Here is an 18031-nt window from a genome sequence, read left to right on the forward strand (position 1 = left end):
ATTCCGAAGAATCTCGCTCTTTCGAGCGGTCGCTCACTCTCAGAAAACTGACTGGCTACGTCCGAAGACATAACCAACATGTTTTACTGTGCGAGCACTTTATAACTTGTAAGCTAAAAGACCGAAGTCTTCCGCATCCGCTATCAAGCGCCCACACTTATCGGTTGTTTGTTTGTTAAAGAACTTGCCGCGGTTCGCTTTGCTTACCGCGTCGCTGCGTTGTCTGCAGCAGAGAAACGAGATTATGAAGCTTAATCTTGTTTTAATCAACAGTTTTTGCGAATTATTTTCGCCGCAGCAAATATCGCCGCCACTTCTGTTAATCCCCGCAACTATTTTCTCGTCGCCTGCTTTGCAAGCAACGTTTGATGCGGGGAGCGAATACTAATGTTTTCGAACGCAGCTTGCAAGCTTTTTCTGAAATTCCTCGCGGGCGCGGCCCTCTCGGCCCTGCTGGCGAATTGGCGAGCGCAGGAACCGCCGCATAGGGGTGCAGCGAGCCATGGAAGCGGCACAAACAGGCCAGCCCCTCCGAATGGCAAGCCGCAGAACAAAAGGGTTCGCCCCCCCTGAGCCAGCCGAACCTTGACTCTTGCCCCTCCGGGACCGGACAAACAGCGACACCTTGACGCATCCGCGCCCCTCCAGCTTCCTTCTCTTTTGTTCTAAACTTTCACAACTTACTAAAAATTCGAAACAGACAAGATGCAACTCTCGCCCCTGATCCAGCGCTTCGTACTCCATTTTGGTGAGATGGGCAGCCGCTGGGGCATCAACCGTACGGTCGGGCAGATCTACGCCCTGCTGTTTACGGCGTCGCGCCCGCTCAACGCCGACGAGATCGCCGAGGCGCTGGGATTTTCCCGCTCCAACGTCAGCATCGGCCTGAAGGAGCTGGAGTCGTGGAACCTGGTGAAGCTGTCGCACCAGCCAGGCGACCGCCGCGAGTATTTCTCGGCGCCGGACGATGTCTGGGCCATTTTCCGGACCCTGGCCGAGGAGCGCCGCCGGCGTGAGATCGACCCGACTTTGTCGATGCTGCGCGAAGTTCAGCTGGAAAACCCGTCCGATCCGAACGACCGCCATGCGCAGGAGCGGATGAAGGAGATGTACCAGCTGATCCTGCTGGTCACGAGCTGGTTCGGCGATATCCAGAAACTCGACGTGGCCACGCTGGAAAAGCTGATGAAGCTCGGCTCCAGGGTGAACAAGCTGCTCGAGGTCAAGGACAAGCTCAGTGCCGCCATCGGCGGCAAGCCTCGCGCCGACAGCCCCCCGGCCAGCGTCGTAAAAGCCAAGCCTACCCGCACCCGGAAGGAGTAGTTCCATGTTTTCGTCGTTAGACCCGGTGGTGCTGGCGCGCGTGCAGTTTGCCGCCAATATCACTTTCCACATCCTCTTCCCCACCATCAGCATCGCGCTGACGTGGGTGCTGCTGTTCTTCAAGCTGCGCTTCAACAAGACCGGCGACGACCGCTGGATGGCGGCCTACCGCTTCTGGGTAAAGATCTTCGCCCTGACCTTCGCGCTAGGCGTCGTCAGCGGCATCACCATGAGCTTCCAGTTCGGCACCAACTGGCCGGGCTATATGGAAACGGTGGGCAATATCGCCGGGCCGCTGCTGGCCTACGAGGTACTGACCGCCTTCTTCCTGGAAGCCACCTTCCTCGGCATCATGCTGTTCGGCATGCGCCGGGTCAGCAACCGCACCCATACGATCGCCACGCTGCTGGTGGCGGGCGGCACCACGCTGTCGGCGTTCTGGATCCTGGCACTGAATTCGTGGATGCAAACCCCGGCCGGCTTCGAGATGATCGACGGCCGCGCCCACGTGACGAGCTGGCTGGCGGTGATCTTCAACCCGTCCTTCCCGTACCGCTTCGTCCATATGCTGCTGGCGTCGGGCCTGACCGTGGCCTTCCTGCTGGCGGGTATTTCGGCCTATCGCTGGCTGCGCGGCGACCGCGCGCCCGACGTGCTGGCCGCCCTGCGCACCGGCGTAGTCATCGCGGCCGTCCTGATCCCGCTGCAGATCGTGGCGGGCGACCTGCACGGCCTGAATACGCTGCACCACCAGCCGGCCAAGATCGCCGCGATGGAGGGTATCTGGAAGACCGGGAAAGGCGCGCCAGCCGTGCTGCTCGGACTGCCCAATGCAAGCACGCGCAGCAATGATTTCGAGATCGCCATTCCCAAGCTGGCGTCGCTCTACCTGACCCACAGCGCCGACGGCGAGATCAAGGGCATCGACGCCTTTGGCGACAAGCATCCCCCGGTGGCGCCGCTGTTCTTCGCCTTCCGCATCATGGTGGGCGTGGGCCTGCTGATGCTGGCAGTGTCGTGGCTGGCGGCCTGGCAGTTGCGCAGGCAAGGACAGCCCGCACCGTGGATGGCCCGCATGCTGGTGGCCATGACTTTCTCCGGCTGGGTAGCCCTGGTGGCGGGCTGGTACGTCACGGAAATCGGCCGCCAGCCCTATCTGGTGTATGGCGTGCTGACGACCGCGCAGGCGGCCTCCAAGGTGCCGGCGACCATGATCGGCGCCACCCTGGCCATGTATCTCTCACTCTACCTGGCGCTGATCGCCGCTTATGTCTCGGTGGTGTTCTATCTGGCCCGCAAGGCAGGTGCCAGCCAGACTACGGACGAGCCCGGGATCGAAACCCCTCAAGCCGTGGTGCCCGGCGAATTGCGGAGCGCAGAATGAACGACCTGACCCAACCCGCCGGCTGGATGCCGCTGGTGTTCCTCGCCCTGATGGGCATCTCGATGTTGATCTACGTCATCCTGGACGGCTACGATCTCGGCGTCGGCGTGTTGCTGCGCCGCGCGGACGATGCCGACAAGGACACCATGATCGCCTCGATCGGCCCCTTCTGGGATGCCAACGAGACCTGGCTCGTACTCGGCGTGGGCCTGCTGCTCACCGCCTTCCCGATCGCCCATGGCGCGATCCTGACCCAGCTGTACCTGCCGGTGGCGCTGATGCTGGCGGGACTGATCATCCGCGGCGTAGCCTTCGACTTCCGCGTCAAGGCGCGCGCCCACCACAAGCCGTGGTGGAACCGCGCCTTCTACGCCGGTTCGCTGCTGGCCGCCTTCTCCCAGGGCCTGATGCTGGGCCTGTACATCACCGGATTCAGGTACGACTGGCTCGACCTGGCTTTTGCCGTGGTGGTGGGACTATGCCTGGTGGCGGGCTACTGCCTGCTGGGCGCGGGCTGGCTGATCATGAAGACCAGCGGCAGCCTGCAGCGGCGCGCCATGTACTGGGCCCGTCGCAGCCTGTGGCTGACCGGCGTGGGGGTGGCGGCGATCTCGGTGGTGACGCCGATGGTGAGCCAACGCATCTTCGACAAATGGTTCTCGCTGCCGAACATCATCCTGCTGGCGCCGATCCCGCTGGTGACGGTGGCGCTGTTCGTTATCATCGACCGGCTGCTGCGCCGCATGCCGGCCATGCACGACCGCGGCAACGACCGCTGGTGCTGGGTGCCCTTCGCCGGTACCGCGGTGATCTTCCTGATGGCGTTCAATGGCCTGGCGTACAGCATCTTCCCCTACCTTGTGGTGGACAAGATCGATATCTGGCAAGCTGCGAGCGCGCCGGAATCGCTGGGGGTGATCCTGGTGGGCGCGGCAGTGGTGCTGCCTACCATCCTGGGTTACACGCTGTATGCCTACCGTGTATTCTGGGGGAAGGCGACTGACCTGCATTACTATTGAGCGGCGGTCAATCAACCTCGCAACACCACGCACACCAGGCACCTATGAGCGGCTCGCAAGGCCAACAACCCGGCACCCCGCCGTCCACGTCCCAGGCCGTCCCCCTTCCCCGCCGGCTGCTGGACCGCCTGCGCGCCCGTGCCGGCGCGCAGGTGCGGGGCCTGACCCGCAGCAACTCCGGCCTCAGCCTCGACTACGACAACCCGCCCGGGGATCCCGGGCTGTTCGGGCCGGACGCGGTCTGCTGGCGCGTGCACGCGGATTTCCCCGCGATGCTGGCTGGCGGCGTCAGCGCCCTGCTGATGCAGGCCATGCATCCGCTGGCGCTGGCCGGCGTGTGGGATCATTCCACCTTCCGTACCGATATGCAGGGCCGCCTGGGCCGCACCGCGCAGTTCATCGCCGGCACCACCTACGGCAACCGCGCCGATGCGCTGGCGCTGATTGACCGCGTCAGGCGCATCCACGCGTCGGTCAAGGGCACGGCGCCGGATGGCCGCCCCTACTCAGCCGACGATCCGGCGCTGCTGACCTGGGTGCATGTGGCCGAGGTGTCGAGCTTTCTCACGGCTTACCTGCGCTATGTCGGCCCACTCCCGGTGGCCGAGCAGGATCGCTATTACACGGAAGTGGCGCAGATCGCCGAGATGCTCGGCGCAACCGACGTGCCGCGCAGCGCCGCCGCCATCGCCGCCTATCTGGAGCGCATGCGCCCACAACTGGTGGTAAGCGATCGCACCCGCGAAGTGGTGCGGCTGGTCATGGCCATGCCGGTGGTCAGCCCGCTGCTGGTGCCGGCGGTGCGTATCATGGGCGACGCTGGCATTGCGCTATTGCCGCGCTGGGTACAGCGCGAGCTTGGGCTGCATGGCAGCGCCGCGATCCGCCGTCCGGTCTCGCTGGCCGGCATGCGGGTGCTGGCGCCAACGTTGCGCTGGGCGCTTGGCAGCGGCCTGGCGGCGCGCGCGCGGCGGCGGGCGATGAAGCCCGCACCGGCGGCGCAGACGCAGTCGTCCTGACCCGGTGGCACGCGCGGCCGATTGACCAACAATAGGAAAAGAACACTATGCAGACCGTTGCGGTTCTGGATTTTGAAACGACAGGACTGTCACCGCGTCAAGGCGACCGGGCCACGGAAATTGCTGTCATCCTGCTGCGCGACGGGGAAATCGTCGACCAGTATCAGAGCCTGATGAACGCGGGCAGACGCATCCCTTCGGACGTCGTGCACCTCACCGGCATCACCAACGACATGATTGCGTCGGCGCCCGCGGCGTCGAAGGTGATGCGCGAAGTGGCCCAATTCGTCGGCAAGCATCCCGTGGTGGCCCACAATGCGGGGTTCGACCGCAGGTTCTGGCAAGCCGAGCTTGCGCAGTTGGGGATGGCCGCCGATCAGTCCTTTGCCTGCACGATGCTCGTTTCGCGGCGCGTCTACCCGCACGCGCAAAACCACCGGTTGTCGACGCTGGTGGATATGCTGCGCTTGCCGAAGGCCGGGCGTGCCCACCGGGCGATGGCCGATGCGCAGATGACCAGCCACCTCTGGCACCGCCTGCAGCACGATATCGCCCAGGCTTACGGCATGAGCCGCGTGGACTACGACCTCATCGCCCGCGTGCAGACCACCAGCAGCGCCAAGGTGCCGGCGCTCCTGCGCTCGCTGGGCGAAAGCCAGACGCGATCCGATGTGAGCGGAGCCTCGGAACGCCACCGATGACTCGTCCTGTGCCAAGACTGTGGTTATGGCTGGACACCGCTTTGAGCTGGACTGCCCTTCTGGGGATCGTTACCAGTCTCGGCTGGATTTCCTTCCACGGGATGCGGCCTCTGGACGTGGGCGGCACCCTGTTTGGCGGTAGTTTCAATCAAATGATGTATGCCGGCGCCTGGATCGCGGCGATTGCCGGCATGCTCGTGGCCTCGGCGTTTCGTCTGGCAGGGCACCGTGCTGCCTGGTGCATGGCTGGGGTCCTGCAAGTATGCGCAGGTGCCTGGTGGCTGTTGCACTATCCCGAAAATCACGTTGGCGACCTGATTCTATCGCCAGGGCGGGAAGAGATTGCCGCAGCGATGCTGGTCGGCCTGGCGCTGCTGTGTGGCGGGGTATTTCTGCATGTCAGGGCGGTCCGCGCCCAGCGTCATCGTCCGATATCGGGCACAGGGATGCTGGTGCGATCCGTGGTCGCCGGATCATTGATTCTGATCTTTGCAGGCATCCCGCTCGCCAACGCTCTGCGTGCGCCCCTGCCCTACTGCGCCTTCAACAAGGAAGGCATGCAACTGACCGTTTGCCTGGATGAAAGCGACGCACGCACCGTTGTCGATTGAGTGGAGCGACATGGCCCGTCAACGCTCTCGTCCTGGATCGCCTGCGCGCCCTTGGGCCTGACGGACAGTGGGGTGCGCCGGGCCTTGCATCACCCCGACCAACTAGCCAACTCACTGACGGTGTGGGTTCGAACAACAATGCATGACTTGAAAACTGGCGCTACCTGGCGGCGCATCTGCCTTGCACTGCTTGGCGCACTGCTGATTGCCGATGCCATCGCGCTGATGCTGATGGGCCTGTTCAACTTTGGTGTCGTCCTCCCTCTGGCGATCGGCGCGGCCTTTCTCGCGCTGTCATGGCGCTGGAAGGCCGTGGCGCAATGGCGCAGGGCTAGCCGGCGGAACCGATGGATCTGGGGGGTAGGCGGGGCGGCATTTGCTGGGTGGCTGGTGACCTTGGGAATGTTCTTCTATTTCATCGACGCCGGCATTTCCGAATCCGCGGCAACGGGGTCGCCCGCAAAAACCATCCTCATACTGGGCTCCGGCACGCCACACTGCACCGCGTCGCCTACCCTGGCTGCGCGACTGGAAAAAGGCCTGGCACTGGCACGGCAATGGCCAGCGGCGCGAGTGGTGGTGAGCGGCGGCCAGGACTTCGGGCTGCGCTGCAGTGAGGCGGACATCATGGCCGACTACCTGATCGCGCACGGCCTGGAGCCGGATCGCCTGATCCGGGAGGACCGGAGTACCAGCACCGAGGAAAACCTGCTCTTCAGCCGCCGGTTGCTGGAGCAACAGGGCGTGAGCGCTGGAGACCCGCTGGTGCTGGTGACCAGTGATTTTCATCTGGTACGCGCGAAGCGGATTGCGCATAAGGCAGGGTTCCGGACAGTGTCTGGCGCAGGAGCCCCAACGCCGCTCTATTTGCGCTACAACGCCTGGTTGCGCGAGTATTTCGCGTTTATCAGTGGTTGGGTATTGCGGGAATATTAATCTCCGAAGCGCGTCGCACCGGCACGCAAAGAACCGCCGCCGCTTGCCGGGAAAACCGTCAGTCGCTCATGAGTGTGGGCAAACCTCAGCCCTGAGGAGAGAGGGAGAGATGGCCGTCGTCATGGCGCGCGGCTTTGGCCCGTTCGGCGGCTTCGGCTAATGCTTCAGGTTTATCAACAGTCTGAGGCCGCAATGCGGCCTCTTTCCTCGCTCACCCCCGAGTAAACCCTCGGATTGACATCCATTTGCCGCCTTTATATTCTTTTATGAACACTACGTTCATATTTGAACATACACACCGGCAAGCGCAGCCGCTGAGCAGCGAGGCGCACATCCGGGCCCACTCCAAGGCGACCCCAGAGGAACAAGCACCATGGCTTCACAAAAGATTGGCATCAACGGCGCCGGCATCGGCGGCCTCGCCGCGGCGATTGCGCTGCGCAAACTCGGGCAGGACGTGGTTGTGTTCGAGCAGGCTGCGCGCTTCGCCCGGGTTGGAGCCGATATCAACCTCACCCCTAACGCCGTGCGCGCCCTGGATGGCCTGGGTGTCGGCGAAGCGTTGCGCGAGACCGCTGCGCGGCCCACCCACCGCATCAGCCGGGTCTGGGATACGGGCGAGGAAACCTCGCGCCTGGCCATGTCCGACGAGGCCGAGATCCGCTACGGCGCGCCGCAACTCACCATGCACCGTGGCGACCTGATGACCGCGCTGGAAGGCGCGCTGCCCGGCGAGTGCGTGAAGCTCGGGAAAAAGGCCACGGAAATCATGCCGCATGAAGCCGGCGCCACGTTGCGCTTCGCCGATGGCACGCAGGACGACGTCGACGTGCTGATTGGCGCCGATGGCATCCATTCGGCGGTGCGCACCGCATTGTTCGGACCCGAACATCCGGTCTTTACCGGCGTGGTGGCCTACCGCGCGGTGGTGCCCGCGCAACGCCTGTCCACGCCTAACCTGCAGGCCTTCACCAAATGGTGGGGCCCGGAGGCGACCTCGCAGATCGTGACCTTCCCGCTCAACCGCGGCCGCGAAATCTTTGTCTTCGCCACGGTGGCGCAGGAAAGCTGGCGCCATGAGTCCTGGACCACGCCGGGCCGCGTGGAAGACGTGCGCGCCGCCTACGCCGGTTTTCATCCGGAGGCCCGCGCCCTGCTCGACGCCTGCGACGACGTGCTGATCTCCGCGCTGTACGTGCGCAACCCGCTGCCAGCGTGGTCGGCCGGCACGGTCACGCTGCTGGGCGATGCCTGCCACCCGATGATGCCCTTCATGGCGCAAGGCGCCGGCATGGCCATCGAGGACGGCGTGGTGCTGGCCCGCTGCCTGGCCGAAGCGGACGGCAACGGCATCCCGGCGGCGCTCGCACGCTACCGGGCCGCGCGCTTTGAGCGCACCAGCCGCATCCAGATCGGCTCGCGCAGCAATGCCTGGCTCAAGGAAGGCGGCAACGCGGACTGGGTGTACGATTACAACGCCTGGCAAGTACCGCTCTGAGCAAGGGCCCCGCCACCACCCCGCCCAACCGGAACCGATGAGCAAGAATCCCACGCTGACCCAGCCCGCGCCCGCCGCCAACGAGATCGCCGATGGCGGCGATGAAGACAAGACGCAACTGGTCGGCCCGGTGATCCGCGCCTTGCGGCTGCTGCGCTTTATCGCCGAGGGCGGGTCCACCACCAACCTGAGCGAGGTCGGCCGGCGCATCGACGTGAACCGCGTGACGGTGATGCGGCTGCTCGCCACGCTGGAACACGAGGGCATGGTGGAACGGCTGCCGCAGGGCGGCCACCAGGCCGGCTTCGACCTGGTCAAGCTGGCTGCCAAGGTGCTGGCCTCCAAGGATCTCACCGTATTCGCGCGCAGCGTGCTGGCGGGTCTAAGCGAATCCCTGCAGTTGTCGGCCTACCTTGGCGTGCTGGATGGCGGCGACGTGCTCTACCTGCTGCGCGACATGCCGCAAACCACCCTGGTGAGCAATATCCAGGTGGGCAGCCGGGTGCCGGCCCATCTCACCACCCCGGGGCGCATGCTGATTGCCGGCTTGCCCGAAGCGGCGCTGCGCGAGCGCCTGGGCGAGGAACCCCTTAAGATGGTGACCGGGCAGAGCCCGGCCACCTACGCCCGCCTGGGCGATATCCTTGCCGCCGACCGCGAACGCGGCTGCGCATGGAGTTTCTCCGCGTTCGAGCCCGGCATCGACTCCTGCGCGGCGCCGGTGTTCGATGCCAGCGGCGCCACCGTGGCCGCCATCAGCGTGGCCGGCCCGGAAATCCGCTTCGAACGCGACAGCGCGCTGCGCGAGCGCGTGGAACGCGAGGTCAAGCGCGCCGCCCGCGACCTGTCCGGCCTGCTTGGCTACGTTGCCGGGCGGCGCCGCTGAATTGCCGGGATTGCCGAAAGACGAAAGACGAAAGACGGCATAGCGGATCGATAACGGATTTTCAGGAGACACCGGATGACCACGCCAGCCCTCCCCACCTTCTTCATCTCCCACGGCGGCGGGCCCTGGCCCTGGATGGAAGAACAGATGCATGGCCGTTACGACAGGCTCAAGGCCGCGCTGCAGCAGATGCCGCAACTGGCAGGCGTGGCGCCCAAGGCCGTGCTGATGGTGTCGGCGCACTGGGAAGAACCGGACTTCACGGTCATGGCGCACCCGAATCCGCCCATGATCTACGACTACTACGGTTTCCCGGACTACACCTATCGCATCCAATATGCCGCACCCGGCGCGCCACAACTCGCCCGCCAGGTACACGGCCTGCTGGAAGACGCAGGCATTCCCGCCCGGCTGGATCCGTTGCGCGGCTTCGACCACGGCATGTACGCACCGATGGCGGTGATCTATCCCGGAGCCGACGTCCCGACCCTGCAGCTCTCGCTCAAGCGCGGGCTCGACCCGCTCGCGCATCTCAGCGCCGGGCGGGCGCTGGCGCCGCTACGGCAGGAGGGCGTCCTCATTGTCGGCAGCGGACTGAGCTATCACAACCTGCGCGCGTTCGGCCCCGCAGGCAAGGACGCGTCCGCGGCATTCGACGCCTGGCTCGAGCGCGCACTCATGGCAACCACCCCGGAGCAGCGCACCGCCGCGCTCACAAGCTGGGAAAACGCGCCCGCGGCGCGCCAGGCCCACCCACGGGAGGAGCACCTGCTGCCGCTGATGGTCGCCGTCGGCGCGGCCGAAGGCGAGCTTGCCACGCGGGTCTATCACGAGGACAACTTCTCCGGCGGCATCACCGTGTCCAGCTTCATGTTTGGTGGAGCCCGCTCATAGCGGGTCAGGCGATTGTGCAGCAACACGAACAGTGTGTTTCTTCTCCTGCAAAAAGAAACCCGCAGATCAAGTCAACGGACACTTAAAACCATCCGTTTATCACGGGACCGGTGTTCCCGGGTCACTTAACGTTCGTCTGTTCATCGCCGCCCGGATGGCGGCACTCCAAGGAGCTGTTATGAAGAAGATTGTCGTTGCCGCCTTCGCCCTGTGCCTTGGCGCCGCCTCCATCGCCGCGCAGGCACAGAACACCGGCAAGGTCGACCCGTACACCCAGGGCGCCAAGGCCGGCAAGCCCGATCCTTATACCGATGGCGCCAAGGCTGGCAAGGCCGACCCCTATACCGACGGCGCCAAGGCTGGCGACAAGTTCGACCCGTACACGCAAGGTGCGAACAAGAGCACGCGCGCCAGCCTGAATGGATCGCCGGTGAAGAAGTCGCATAAGAAGCACGCCAAGAAGGCTGCGCCGGCAGCGGCACCGGCACCGGCTGCTGGAAACTGAGCCGACGGCTCCGTGGCGGCTGTTGCCGCCTGCCTGGGAAAAGCCTCGCGCCATGCGGGGCTTTTTGCTTTCTGCCGACGGCGACGAGGTCGTTGGGTACCACCGCGCCATTGGACTCCTGTTGCCGGGAACTGAACCCTGCACTGCGGCGTTGGTCACATGGGCGAGGTGCCTCGCCTTAACGGCGCCTGTACCCGGCACGTCCCCCATCCCAATTGTTCACGACAATCATGAAGAAATTTCTTGGCTGCGTACTGATTTCCCTTGGATTCCTGGCCGGCACCGCCTCCGCCTCGCCGGCCGCACTGCTGGCGGGATCCGATTATCTGGTGTTGCCGCAGGCCCAGCCCACCTCAGCCGGCCCCGGCAAGATCGAAGTCACGGAGTTCTTCTGGTACGCTTGCCCGCATTGCTACGCCCTCGAGCCCGCATTGCAGGCTTGGGCAATGAAACAGAGCAAGGATGTGGTCTTCAAGCGCGTGGCCGTCGCCTTCCAGGACCGCTTCGAGCCGCACACCCGCATGTTCTATGCGCTCACGGCGCTCGGCAAGGAAGCAGAGATGACGCCTAAGGTATTCAAGGCGATCCACGTTGATCACAATTATCTGCTCACCGCGCAGGCGCAGGCCGACTTCCTTGCCCAGTTCGGCATCGACAGGAAAGCCTATCTGGACGCGTACAACGGCTTCGCGACGCAGTCGAATACAAGGAATGCCGACAAGACCTGGCGCGACTACAAGATCGACGGCACGCCGACGATCGCCATCCAGGGCAAATATCTTGTCGCACCGGCGACGTCGGCCGAGTCGATGCAGAAGGCAGGCACTCCGGCCACAAACGAGCAGCAGCTGTTCGACGCAACGCTCAAGACCGCTGATTCAATCATCAATGGCATTCGCGCGAGAAGACTCTAAGCGCTGCCGCCAAGGCCATACGGCATGCGCCCTCGTCGACCTCCGCCGCACCCCTGCTCCCGTACCAGCCGGGCGTGCCCGGACTACCCAGGTCCTATGCCCAGACTGACTCCCTAGCTTCGCGGAGGCGCTCTGGGCCATCCAGGGCTTACTCATCACCCTGGATCTCGCTCTGCGTGCGTTCGACTGGTGAACCCGCGCACGACCGGGCCGCTCTCTGCGCGATATTCAGCGGCATGTGCAACCCCTTCGGACGCCTGGGCGGGCTTCACGCCCGCAAGGCTGTGGCCACGCATGGACGCGGTCCGGTCTTTCGGGTCAGCGTGCTCGTACTGTCCCTTACAACCGAGCGGAGCGTCAGTTCACTGCAGGTGCTGCCCGCCGTTGATGGCGATGTTGGCGCCGGTCAGGAAAGCGGCTTCGTGCGAACACAAGTACCCGACCAGCGCCGCCACTTCCTCCGGCTCGCCAAGACGGCCAACGGGGATATGCGGAATGATCTTGGTGTCCAGGATCTCCTGCGGCACGGCCGTCACCATCTTGGTTGCGATAAAACCGGGCGAAACGGTATTGACGGTTACCCCACTCCTGGCAACCTCGAGCGCCAGCGATTTGGTGAAGCCATGCATGCCTGCCTTGGCCGCAGCATAGTTGGTTTGACCAAAGCCGCCTTTCGAGCCGATGATGGAGGACACATTGACGATGCGCCCCCAACCGCGCTTGACCATCTCATCGCACACCGGCTTCGTCATATTGAAGACCGAATCGAGATTGGTCCGCATGACGGCTTCCCAGTCGACTTTCTCCATCTTCCTGAAGCTCGAATCCCGCGTGATGCCGGCGTTGTTGATCAGAATGTCGACGGGACCGATCTCCGCTCGAATCCTTGCGACACACCGCAGGCAGGAATCGTAGTCAGCCACGTCGACGGGATAGGCATGGAATCTGCGCCCGCCCTCCGCCATCCGCGCCAGCCAACTGGCGACACCGGTGTTGCCGGGGGAGTGGGTCACGACGACCTCGCAACCAGTCTCCTGCAATCTGGTACTGATGGCCTCACCCAATCCACCCATACCGCCCGTTACCAAGGCAATCTTCTTCGTCATGGATTCAATCCCCCAAGGCGTTATGTGGCCGCAGGTCAGATGACCCGGCCGGAAGCTCTGCCGGCCCAGCGACACCTTTCTCAAACGTGGGTACACAGCGGTGCCGCAGGCGCTGGCGTCGCGGAGTCCCATCCATCGCGATCTACTGCGTAGTTGCCTGCGCGGTCTGCTGCTTCACGGGCTTCACGGTCTTGGAGGCCGCCACCGCGGCAGTATCGGCGCCGCGCTCCGCAACTTGCACGGCTTGTTCGGCCGTCGCCTGCACAGCCTCATACAGCGTATGGGCTGCATCAATTGCCGATTGCCAGGCGGCGGCCGCGGCACCGGAGCCCGCGGGTCCTGCGCTCACAGCGCTTTCGATCAGCCTTTGTACCCCGCGTTTATTCGCCTCGTAGTGGAATTCGGCAACCTTGTCGAGCTCCGCGCGCGTAGTCGACGCAATTTCGAAAAATTGCCGGCGATACGTGAGCGCGTTGTCGGCCACGGGTTTAAGCAACTCGATCTGCAGTGCCACCAATTCCTGGGCGCTCTTCACCGACAGGGCCTTCTGCAGTCCTCCCCTTGTCCCGCTCAGGGCGCCCTTCATGGTTTGAAGATTCAGGTCGAGCAGTCTCTCGAAACCGTCAAAGACCTTGGTCGTCAGGCCGACCAAAGTTTCGCGGCTCGCTCTTTGCGCTTCCAGGATATGCTCGGGGGAAAACGGATTCATTCTGCGGCTCCTAAGTGCGGCCCAACCCCCTGGCCATCCGATGATGGCTCGTTGCGGTCCGAGTCGGGTAAATGCAGTACTCCGTGGATCCACGTGCCGAGAGAGACCCCGATGCGTCAGAGCCTGAGCATCAGATCACGCCCGAAAGCACATAGAGGCCTGTCTACGCCCTTATCGAGAGACCAGGGCCCACAACCGAAGGTTTTGAGGAAAAAATGCCTTGCGTCGATTGCCCGCGATCGGGTGGACATGTTCAAAGCGTTCGCGCTTGATGAGTTGACGTGCTGCGGTTTCAGCCCATCATCTATCGATCCAGGATGCGTGTTCGAGCACGCGGAGATCTGAATACCTGAGCGGTCAATCAACCACACCAGATCAATCAAGCGGCTAAATAATCACCAAGCGAGTATTCTAGGCGAAACAAAAGCAACGTTATGTTAGAACGTTTTAAATTCAGAATTAAATTTTATTAACAGTACCATTGAATAAATTTTCTATCCCCCCAAAAGAATGGATTGATCGTTGCCAAAACGGTCGCTTCTCGGAGACTATTTGTTCCGTCATCAATTTTTTATTTAGAACTATCGGTTATCCACTAATTCGCGGCTGCATTTCCGAACGAAAACGCCTCAAATCCTGAGGCGCTCTTACCGCTACCATGCTCGAGTAAAATGCGGCACAGCAGCAACGCCATTGCCGTTCTTCCGGTGCCGGCCCGCATCTCCTATAGCCCAGAAAGCCCAGAAACGTGCCGCCAATCCGCCGATCCCGGCGCCATCGGCATGACAATTAAGAGCACACTCAGGCGCGCAAGTTCGCGCCTGGTGAACCGCGAGATCGCTGCCGTCCCGTTCGCCGAACATCATGCGTTCCGCGTGCGTCGTCCGCAGCTTGAGGCACTTGGCAACGGCTTGGCCGTCCGGGCCATGGCCCCACGCGCATCGTTCAGGTGGCGAACGGTGCCATTGGGACGGTGGTGATGTCAGAAAAGATACGCGAGGCTTGTGCAAAGTCGTCGGAGGCAGGAACGCGGCGCTTGTCGATCACGTGTTCTAGCCCACTTGCCTGCACGTCTGCCAGGAAATCGACCATCTCACGATAATAATTCACGCGCATCTGCGCATCGAGCAGGCGTCGTTCTGCCTGAAACAAAATCAGGCGCATGCTCTGCAGCTCCTTTGCTGCGATTCTCTCCGGGCTTGGCAGCTTGAACAAGCTTGAAAATGGACGCATCGCACTTCCTCCCGCATTGTTTCTTATTGCTTTGGAGTGGCTTTCTGTACCTGAACAATATAGTAAGGAATATTCATGCGCGCACGCGCGCGCGTCGTCGCATGGGCGCCAACAGACCATTGTCAGCGCGCCAGCAGCGTACCGCAGCGGCATTGAGGTTGCCGGGCGTACAACATCCCGTAAATGAATTTAATTAGACATCACTCCACGCACGCCATAGCGATCCACGATGAAGCTGCCGACTTTGCCTGATACTTGAGTGAGGACCGCTCCACGTGCCCTTTACTGCTCATGAAAGCGACCTCAGGTGCTACACTGCCACCCCTTTTCTTGGCTCTCCTCCCACCCATGCGTATCACTCTTTTCGCGTCCCTGTCGCTTTGCCTGGCAAGCGCCAGCGCCAGCGTGCTGGCAGCCTCCGTGGCCCCCACGCCGGCACAGGTCACCACCGCCATACAGCAGTCCGAAGCCGAGCGTATCCAGAGACTGGAGCAAACCGATCCGGCCGCCGCCGAACGGGCCCGTTCGCTGCCCGTGGCCGCGTTGGCAGCTTCCTTCAAGGCGCACACAGTCAAGGGCTGCCTGCCAGCCAGCGGCGGGGAGATTGTCTGTATCGTCGGCATCAAGGCCGGCCTCCGCGACGGCTATCGCGCAGTGGCCTTCCGCGACAATCCCGAGCCCTGGGTCCTGGCACGGCGCGAAGTGCCGGATGTGAATGGTCCCGATGTCACCCAGGCCACTGCCGCGATGCGCGAGTTTGCCCGTGAGGAATTGAAGAAGAACCCATCCGCCGAGGACGCCGCGGAGCTGACTTCGATGATGCAGTCGCTGGTGGTCAAACAACTGCACAACTGCAGCCTGCGCCGCAATGACGGCAATCTTGGCTGCGAGGCCGTGATTTCGACTGATGGCCAGCCGGAAAAGCGGGTCATTGGCTTCGGCTTCGCGCTGGAAGGCTCGAGCTGGCGTTTTGTGCCGCACACCTAGCGCTCGTCTGCCATCCTCGTAGCAGTCGATCAGGTACAGCGGCGCCCCGCCAATGCCCCTGATGGCCGGCAGGTGCTGTTCCATCGGGCGGTCAGGATCTCAATAGGCGCGCGCCCAATTCCAGCGCGCGCTTGTAGGCCCTGTGAGAGTCCTTGCCACGGAACGCCAGGCCGCAGGCCGAGGGGCCGTGCCCGGCCATGAGGAAGGCGGCCCGGCTCCCGGGTTCGCGGTTGACGATGAAGTTGATAGCGCCCTGGCGGTACAGCGGCACATCCCTGGCGCAGTGGCGTGCCACCTCCCGCCCGAAGCGGGGAGCGCCCGGAACTTCACTGCCATTCGCGATGTTCGAATCGCGGCCTCAAGTTTCCGCGGTCTTTGCCGTAGGTCACAAGGTGGCCCGCCCACCGGCAGCCGGTGGAGGGCTGCGCGTCGTCATCACGGTACGCAGTCCAATTCGACCTCAAACCCCAAGAAGCATCACGATGTCCTCTCTCCGCACCCGCATCCTCCTCATTTCGTCCGCCACCGTGATCGGCGCGCTTGCGCTGTCCGGTGCCGCCACCTATTCCATTGTGCGAAACAATACGATGGAGAGCATCGACCAAAACCTGGCCGCCATCGCCAACGGCAATACGCTTGCCATCGACAAGTGGGTGGACGCCAAGGCGCAGGCCGTGAAGGCCACAGCCGACGAGGTCGATCACGGCGATACGCGCGGCCTGGTCAAGCACATGGGCCAAGCCGACGGTTTCCCGATCACCACCATCGGCTGGACCGACAAGACGTTCTACTCCAGCAGCACCACCACGCCCAAGGACTACGATCCGACCGTGCGCCCCTGGTACAAGTCGGCAATCGCCGCCGGCAAGCTGACCGTCACCAAGCCCTACGGTGACGTGGCGACGGGCGTGCAGTACGTATCGTTTGCAGCGCCCCTGATGCGCAACGGCGAGGCCACCGGCGCGCTGAGCGGCGCCGTGCCGCTGGATGGCGTGCGAGAGGTGGTGGCCGCCGTGCACCCGACGCCGTCGAGCCTGGCCTTCGTGGTCGCGCGCGACGGCCAGGTCATCGCCCACCCCGATGCCAGGCTGATGCTCAAGCCGGCTACGGACGTGGCCGCCTCGCTGACGCCGGATATGCTGGCCTCGCTGACCAAGGCCACCGCGCCGCTGGAGGTCGAGCTGGCCGGCGCGCCCAAGCTGCTCAAGGCGCAGGCCGTGGGCGGCACCGACTGGTACCTGGTGATCGCGCTGGACAAGGCCGAGGCTACCGCCGGCCTGCGCAACGTGGTGCGGGCGCTGGGCGTGGCGATGGTATTGCTGACGCTGGCGGCAGTGGGCATCGCCGCCTTCTTCACCACGCAATCGTTCCGCCGCCTGTCACAGGTACGCGATGCGATGGACACCATCGGCTCTGGCGGCGGCGACCTGACGCACCGCCTGCCCGTGGTCGGCAATGACGAAGTCGCGCAGATCTCCGCCTCGTTCAACACCTTCATCGACAAGATCGGCGAGGTGCTGCTGGAGGTGCGCACCGGCGTCCACAACATGACGTCGGCCACCGGCGAGATCGAGATGGGTAACCGCGACCTGTCGCACCGCACGGAAGCGTCCGCCAGCAACCTGCAGCAAACCTCGGCCGCGCTCACCGAACTGACGACCAGCGTGAAAAACTCCGCCGAAGCCGCCCTGCAGGCCACGCGCCTGGCGGGCGAGGCCAGCACGACGGCCGCGCGTGGTGGCGAGGTGGTGTCGGGCGCGGTCAGCACGATGGACGAGATCGCCAGGTCATCGGCGCGCATCACCGAGATCATCGGCGTGATCGACAGCATCGCCTTCCAGACCAATATCCTGGCGCTCAATGCCGCCGTAGAAGCGGCTCGCGCCGGCGAAAACGGCCGCGGATTTGCCGTGGTGGCCGGCGAGGTGCGCACGCTGGCACAGCGCAGCGCCGGCGCCGCGCGCGAGATCAAGGACCTGATCCAGGCCTCGGAAGCCAGCGTCAAAACCGGCGCCGAACGCGTGCAGGCGGCCGGCGCAACGATGGGCGAGATTGTCGAGGAGATCCAGCGCGTCACCCGCATCATCGGCGAGATCGACGGCGCCATGCACGAGCAGAGCGCCGGCATCAGCCAGATCGATCGCAGTGTCGCCGAGATGGACCAGGCCACGCAGCAGAACGCGGCACTGGTGGAGCAGTCCACCGCCGCGTCGTCGATGCTCAACGAGCAGGCGCACAGTTTGGCGCGCACGGTCGGCCTGTTCAAGCTGCGCAGTGGCAATGCCTGACCCTTGCAAAGCGGCGCC

At 63.8% G+C, this 18031-nt stretch carries 17 protein-coding genes and 1 pseudogene; 14 read left to right on the forward strand and 4 right to left on the reverse strand.

Annotation, left to right across the window (positions count from 1 at the left end; all coding sequences use genetic code 11):
* Positions 1–705: 705 nt before the first annotated feature.
* The 12 genes from AC3FOF_RS23840 (at position 706) to AC3FOF_RS23895 (ending at position 11690) form a co-directional block, all read left to right on the forward strand.
* Positions 706–1323 (forward strand): GbsR/MarR family transcriptional regulator, encoded by a 618-nt coding sequence (locus AC3FOF_RS23840; RefSeq protein ID WP_017227996.1) that lies wholly within the window; start codon positions 706–708, stop codon positions 1321–1323.
* 4 nt (positions 1324–1327) lie between these two features.
* Positions 1328–2707 carry a cytochrome ubiquinol oxidase subunit I gene (locus AC3FOF_RS23845; RefSeq protein WP_017227997.1) on the forward strand — a complete coding sequence of 460 codons (1380 nt, stop codon included), beginning with the start codon at positions 1328–1330 and terminating at the stop codon, positions 2705–2707.
* Positions 2704–3726, forward strand: coding sequence for a cytochrome d ubiquinol oxidase subunit II (locus AC3FOF_RS23850; protein WP_276266552.1), 1023 nt, complete (start codon positions 2704–2706; stop codon positions 3724–3726). Before AC3FOF_RS23845 ends, AC3FOF_RS23850 begins: the two co-directional genes overlap by 4 nt.
* A gap of 44 nt (positions 3727–3770) precedes the next feature.
* Positions 3771–4745: an oxygenase MpaB family protein gene (locus AC3FOF_RS23855; RefSeq protein WP_488727962.1), complete on the forward strand. Its 975-nt coding sequence runs from the start codon at positions 3771–3773 to the stop codon at positions 4743–4745.
* A gap of 47 nt (positions 4746–4792) precedes the next feature.
* The gene (locus AC3FOF_RS23860; protein ID WP_017227999.1) at positions 4793–5446 is read left to right on the forward strand and encodes a 3'-5' exonuclease; all 654 of its coding nucleotides are present in this window, start codon (positions 4793–4795) and stop codon (positions 5444–5446) included.
* Positions 5443–6057, forward strand: a complete 615-nt coding sequence (locus tag AC3FOF_RS23865; RefSeq protein ID WP_276266549.1) for a hypothetical protein — start codon at positions 5443–5445, stop codon at positions 6055–6057. Before AC3FOF_RS23860 ends, AC3FOF_RS23865 begins: the two co-directional genes overlap by 4 nt.
* Before the next feature lie 138 nt (positions 6058–6195).
* On the forward strand, positions 6196–6993 hold the full coding sequence (locus AC3FOF_RS23870; protein WP_276266548.1) for a YdcF family protein: 798 nt from the start codon (positions 6196–6198) through the stop codon (positions 6991–6993).
* A gap of 373 nt (positions 6994–7366) precedes the next feature.
* The gene (locus AC3FOF_RS23875; protein WP_488727963.1) at positions 7367–8491 is read left to right on the forward strand and encodes an FAD-dependent monooxygenase; all 1125 of its coding nucleotides are present in this window, start codon (positions 7367–7369) and stop codon (positions 8489–8491) included.
* A 37-nt stretch (positions 8492–8528) separates the two neighbouring features.
* Positions 8529–9377 (forward strand): IclR family transcriptional regulator, encoded by an 849-nt coding sequence (locus tag AC3FOF_RS23880; RefSeq protein WP_276266546.1) that lies wholly within the window; start codon positions 8529–8531, stop codon positions 9375–9377.
* A gap of 75 nt (positions 9378–9452) precedes the next feature.
* Complete coding sequence (locus AC3FOF_RS23885; protein WP_276266545.1) at positions 9453–10271, forward strand: DODA-type extradiol aromatic ring-opening family dioxygenase; 819 nt, start codon at positions 9453–9455, stop codon at positions 10269–10271.
* 178 nt (positions 10272–10449) lie between these two features.
* Positions 10450–10776 (forward strand): hypothetical protein, encoded by a 327-nt coding sequence (locus AC3FOF_RS23890; protein ID WP_017228005.1) that lies wholly within the window; start codon positions 10450–10452, stop codon positions 10774–10776.
* 230 nt (positions 10777–11006) lie between these two features.
* Positions 11007–11690, forward strand: a complete 684-nt coding sequence (locus AC3FOF_RS23895) for a thiol:disulfide interchange protein DsbA/DsbL (protein WP_488727964.1) — start codon at positions 11007–11009, stop codon at positions 11688–11690.
* Between the two features lie 362 nt (positions 11691–12052).
* Here the strand turns inward: AC3FOF_RS23895 and phbB are convergent, their stop codons facing one another.
* The 3 genes from phbB to AC3FOF_RS23910 all read right to left on the reverse strand — a co-directional run bounded on the left by phbB (position 12053) and on the right by AC3FOF_RS23910 (position 14738).
* A complete protein-coding gene (gene phbB, locus AC3FOF_RS23900; protein WP_035813162.1) occupies positions 12053–12796 on the reverse strand; it encodes an acetoacetyl-CoA reductase in 744 nt (247 codons plus the stop codon).
* 142 nt (positions 12797–12938) lie between these two features.
* Positions 12939–13505: a phasin family protein gene (locus tag AC3FOF_RS23905; RefSeq protein WP_488727965.1), complete on the reverse strand. Its 567-nt coding sequence runs from the start codon at positions 13503–13505 to the stop codon at positions 12939–12941.
* Positions 13506–14450: 945 nt separating this feature from the next.
* A complete protein-coding gene (locus tag AC3FOF_RS23910; RefSeq protein ID WP_276266542.1) occupies positions 14451–14738 on the reverse strand; it encodes a hypothetical protein in 288 nt (95 codons plus the stop codon).
* A 348-nt stretch (positions 14739–15086) separates the two neighbouring features.
* On the opposite strand from AC3FOF_RS23910, the gene AC3FOF_RS23915 reads away from it, so the two are divergent.
* Positions 15087–15725, forward strand: a complete 639-nt coding sequence (locus tag AC3FOF_RS23915; RefSeq protein ID WP_488728044.1) for a hypothetical protein — start codon at positions 15087–15089, stop codon at positions 15723–15725.
* A gap of 6 nt (positions 15726–15731) precedes the next feature.
* On the opposite strand, the pseudogene AC3FOF_RS23920 reads toward AC3FOF_RS23915, so the two are convergent.
* A pseudogene (locus AC3FOF_RS23920) lies at positions 15732–16020 on the reverse strand (VOC family protein); the annotation flags it as partial.
* A 187-nt stretch (positions 16021–16207) separates the two neighbouring features.
* On the opposite strand from AC3FOF_RS23920, the gene AC3FOF_RS23925 reads away from it, so the two are divergent.
* Positions 16208–18013, forward strand: coding sequence for a methyl-accepting chemotaxis protein (locus AC3FOF_RS23925; RefSeq protein ID WP_488727966.1), 1806 nt, complete (start codon positions 16208–16210; stop codon positions 18011–18013).
* Positions 18014–18031: the final 18 nt, after the last annotated feature.

This window comes from Cupriavidus sp. 96C5-1 (genome assembly GCF_057798855.1).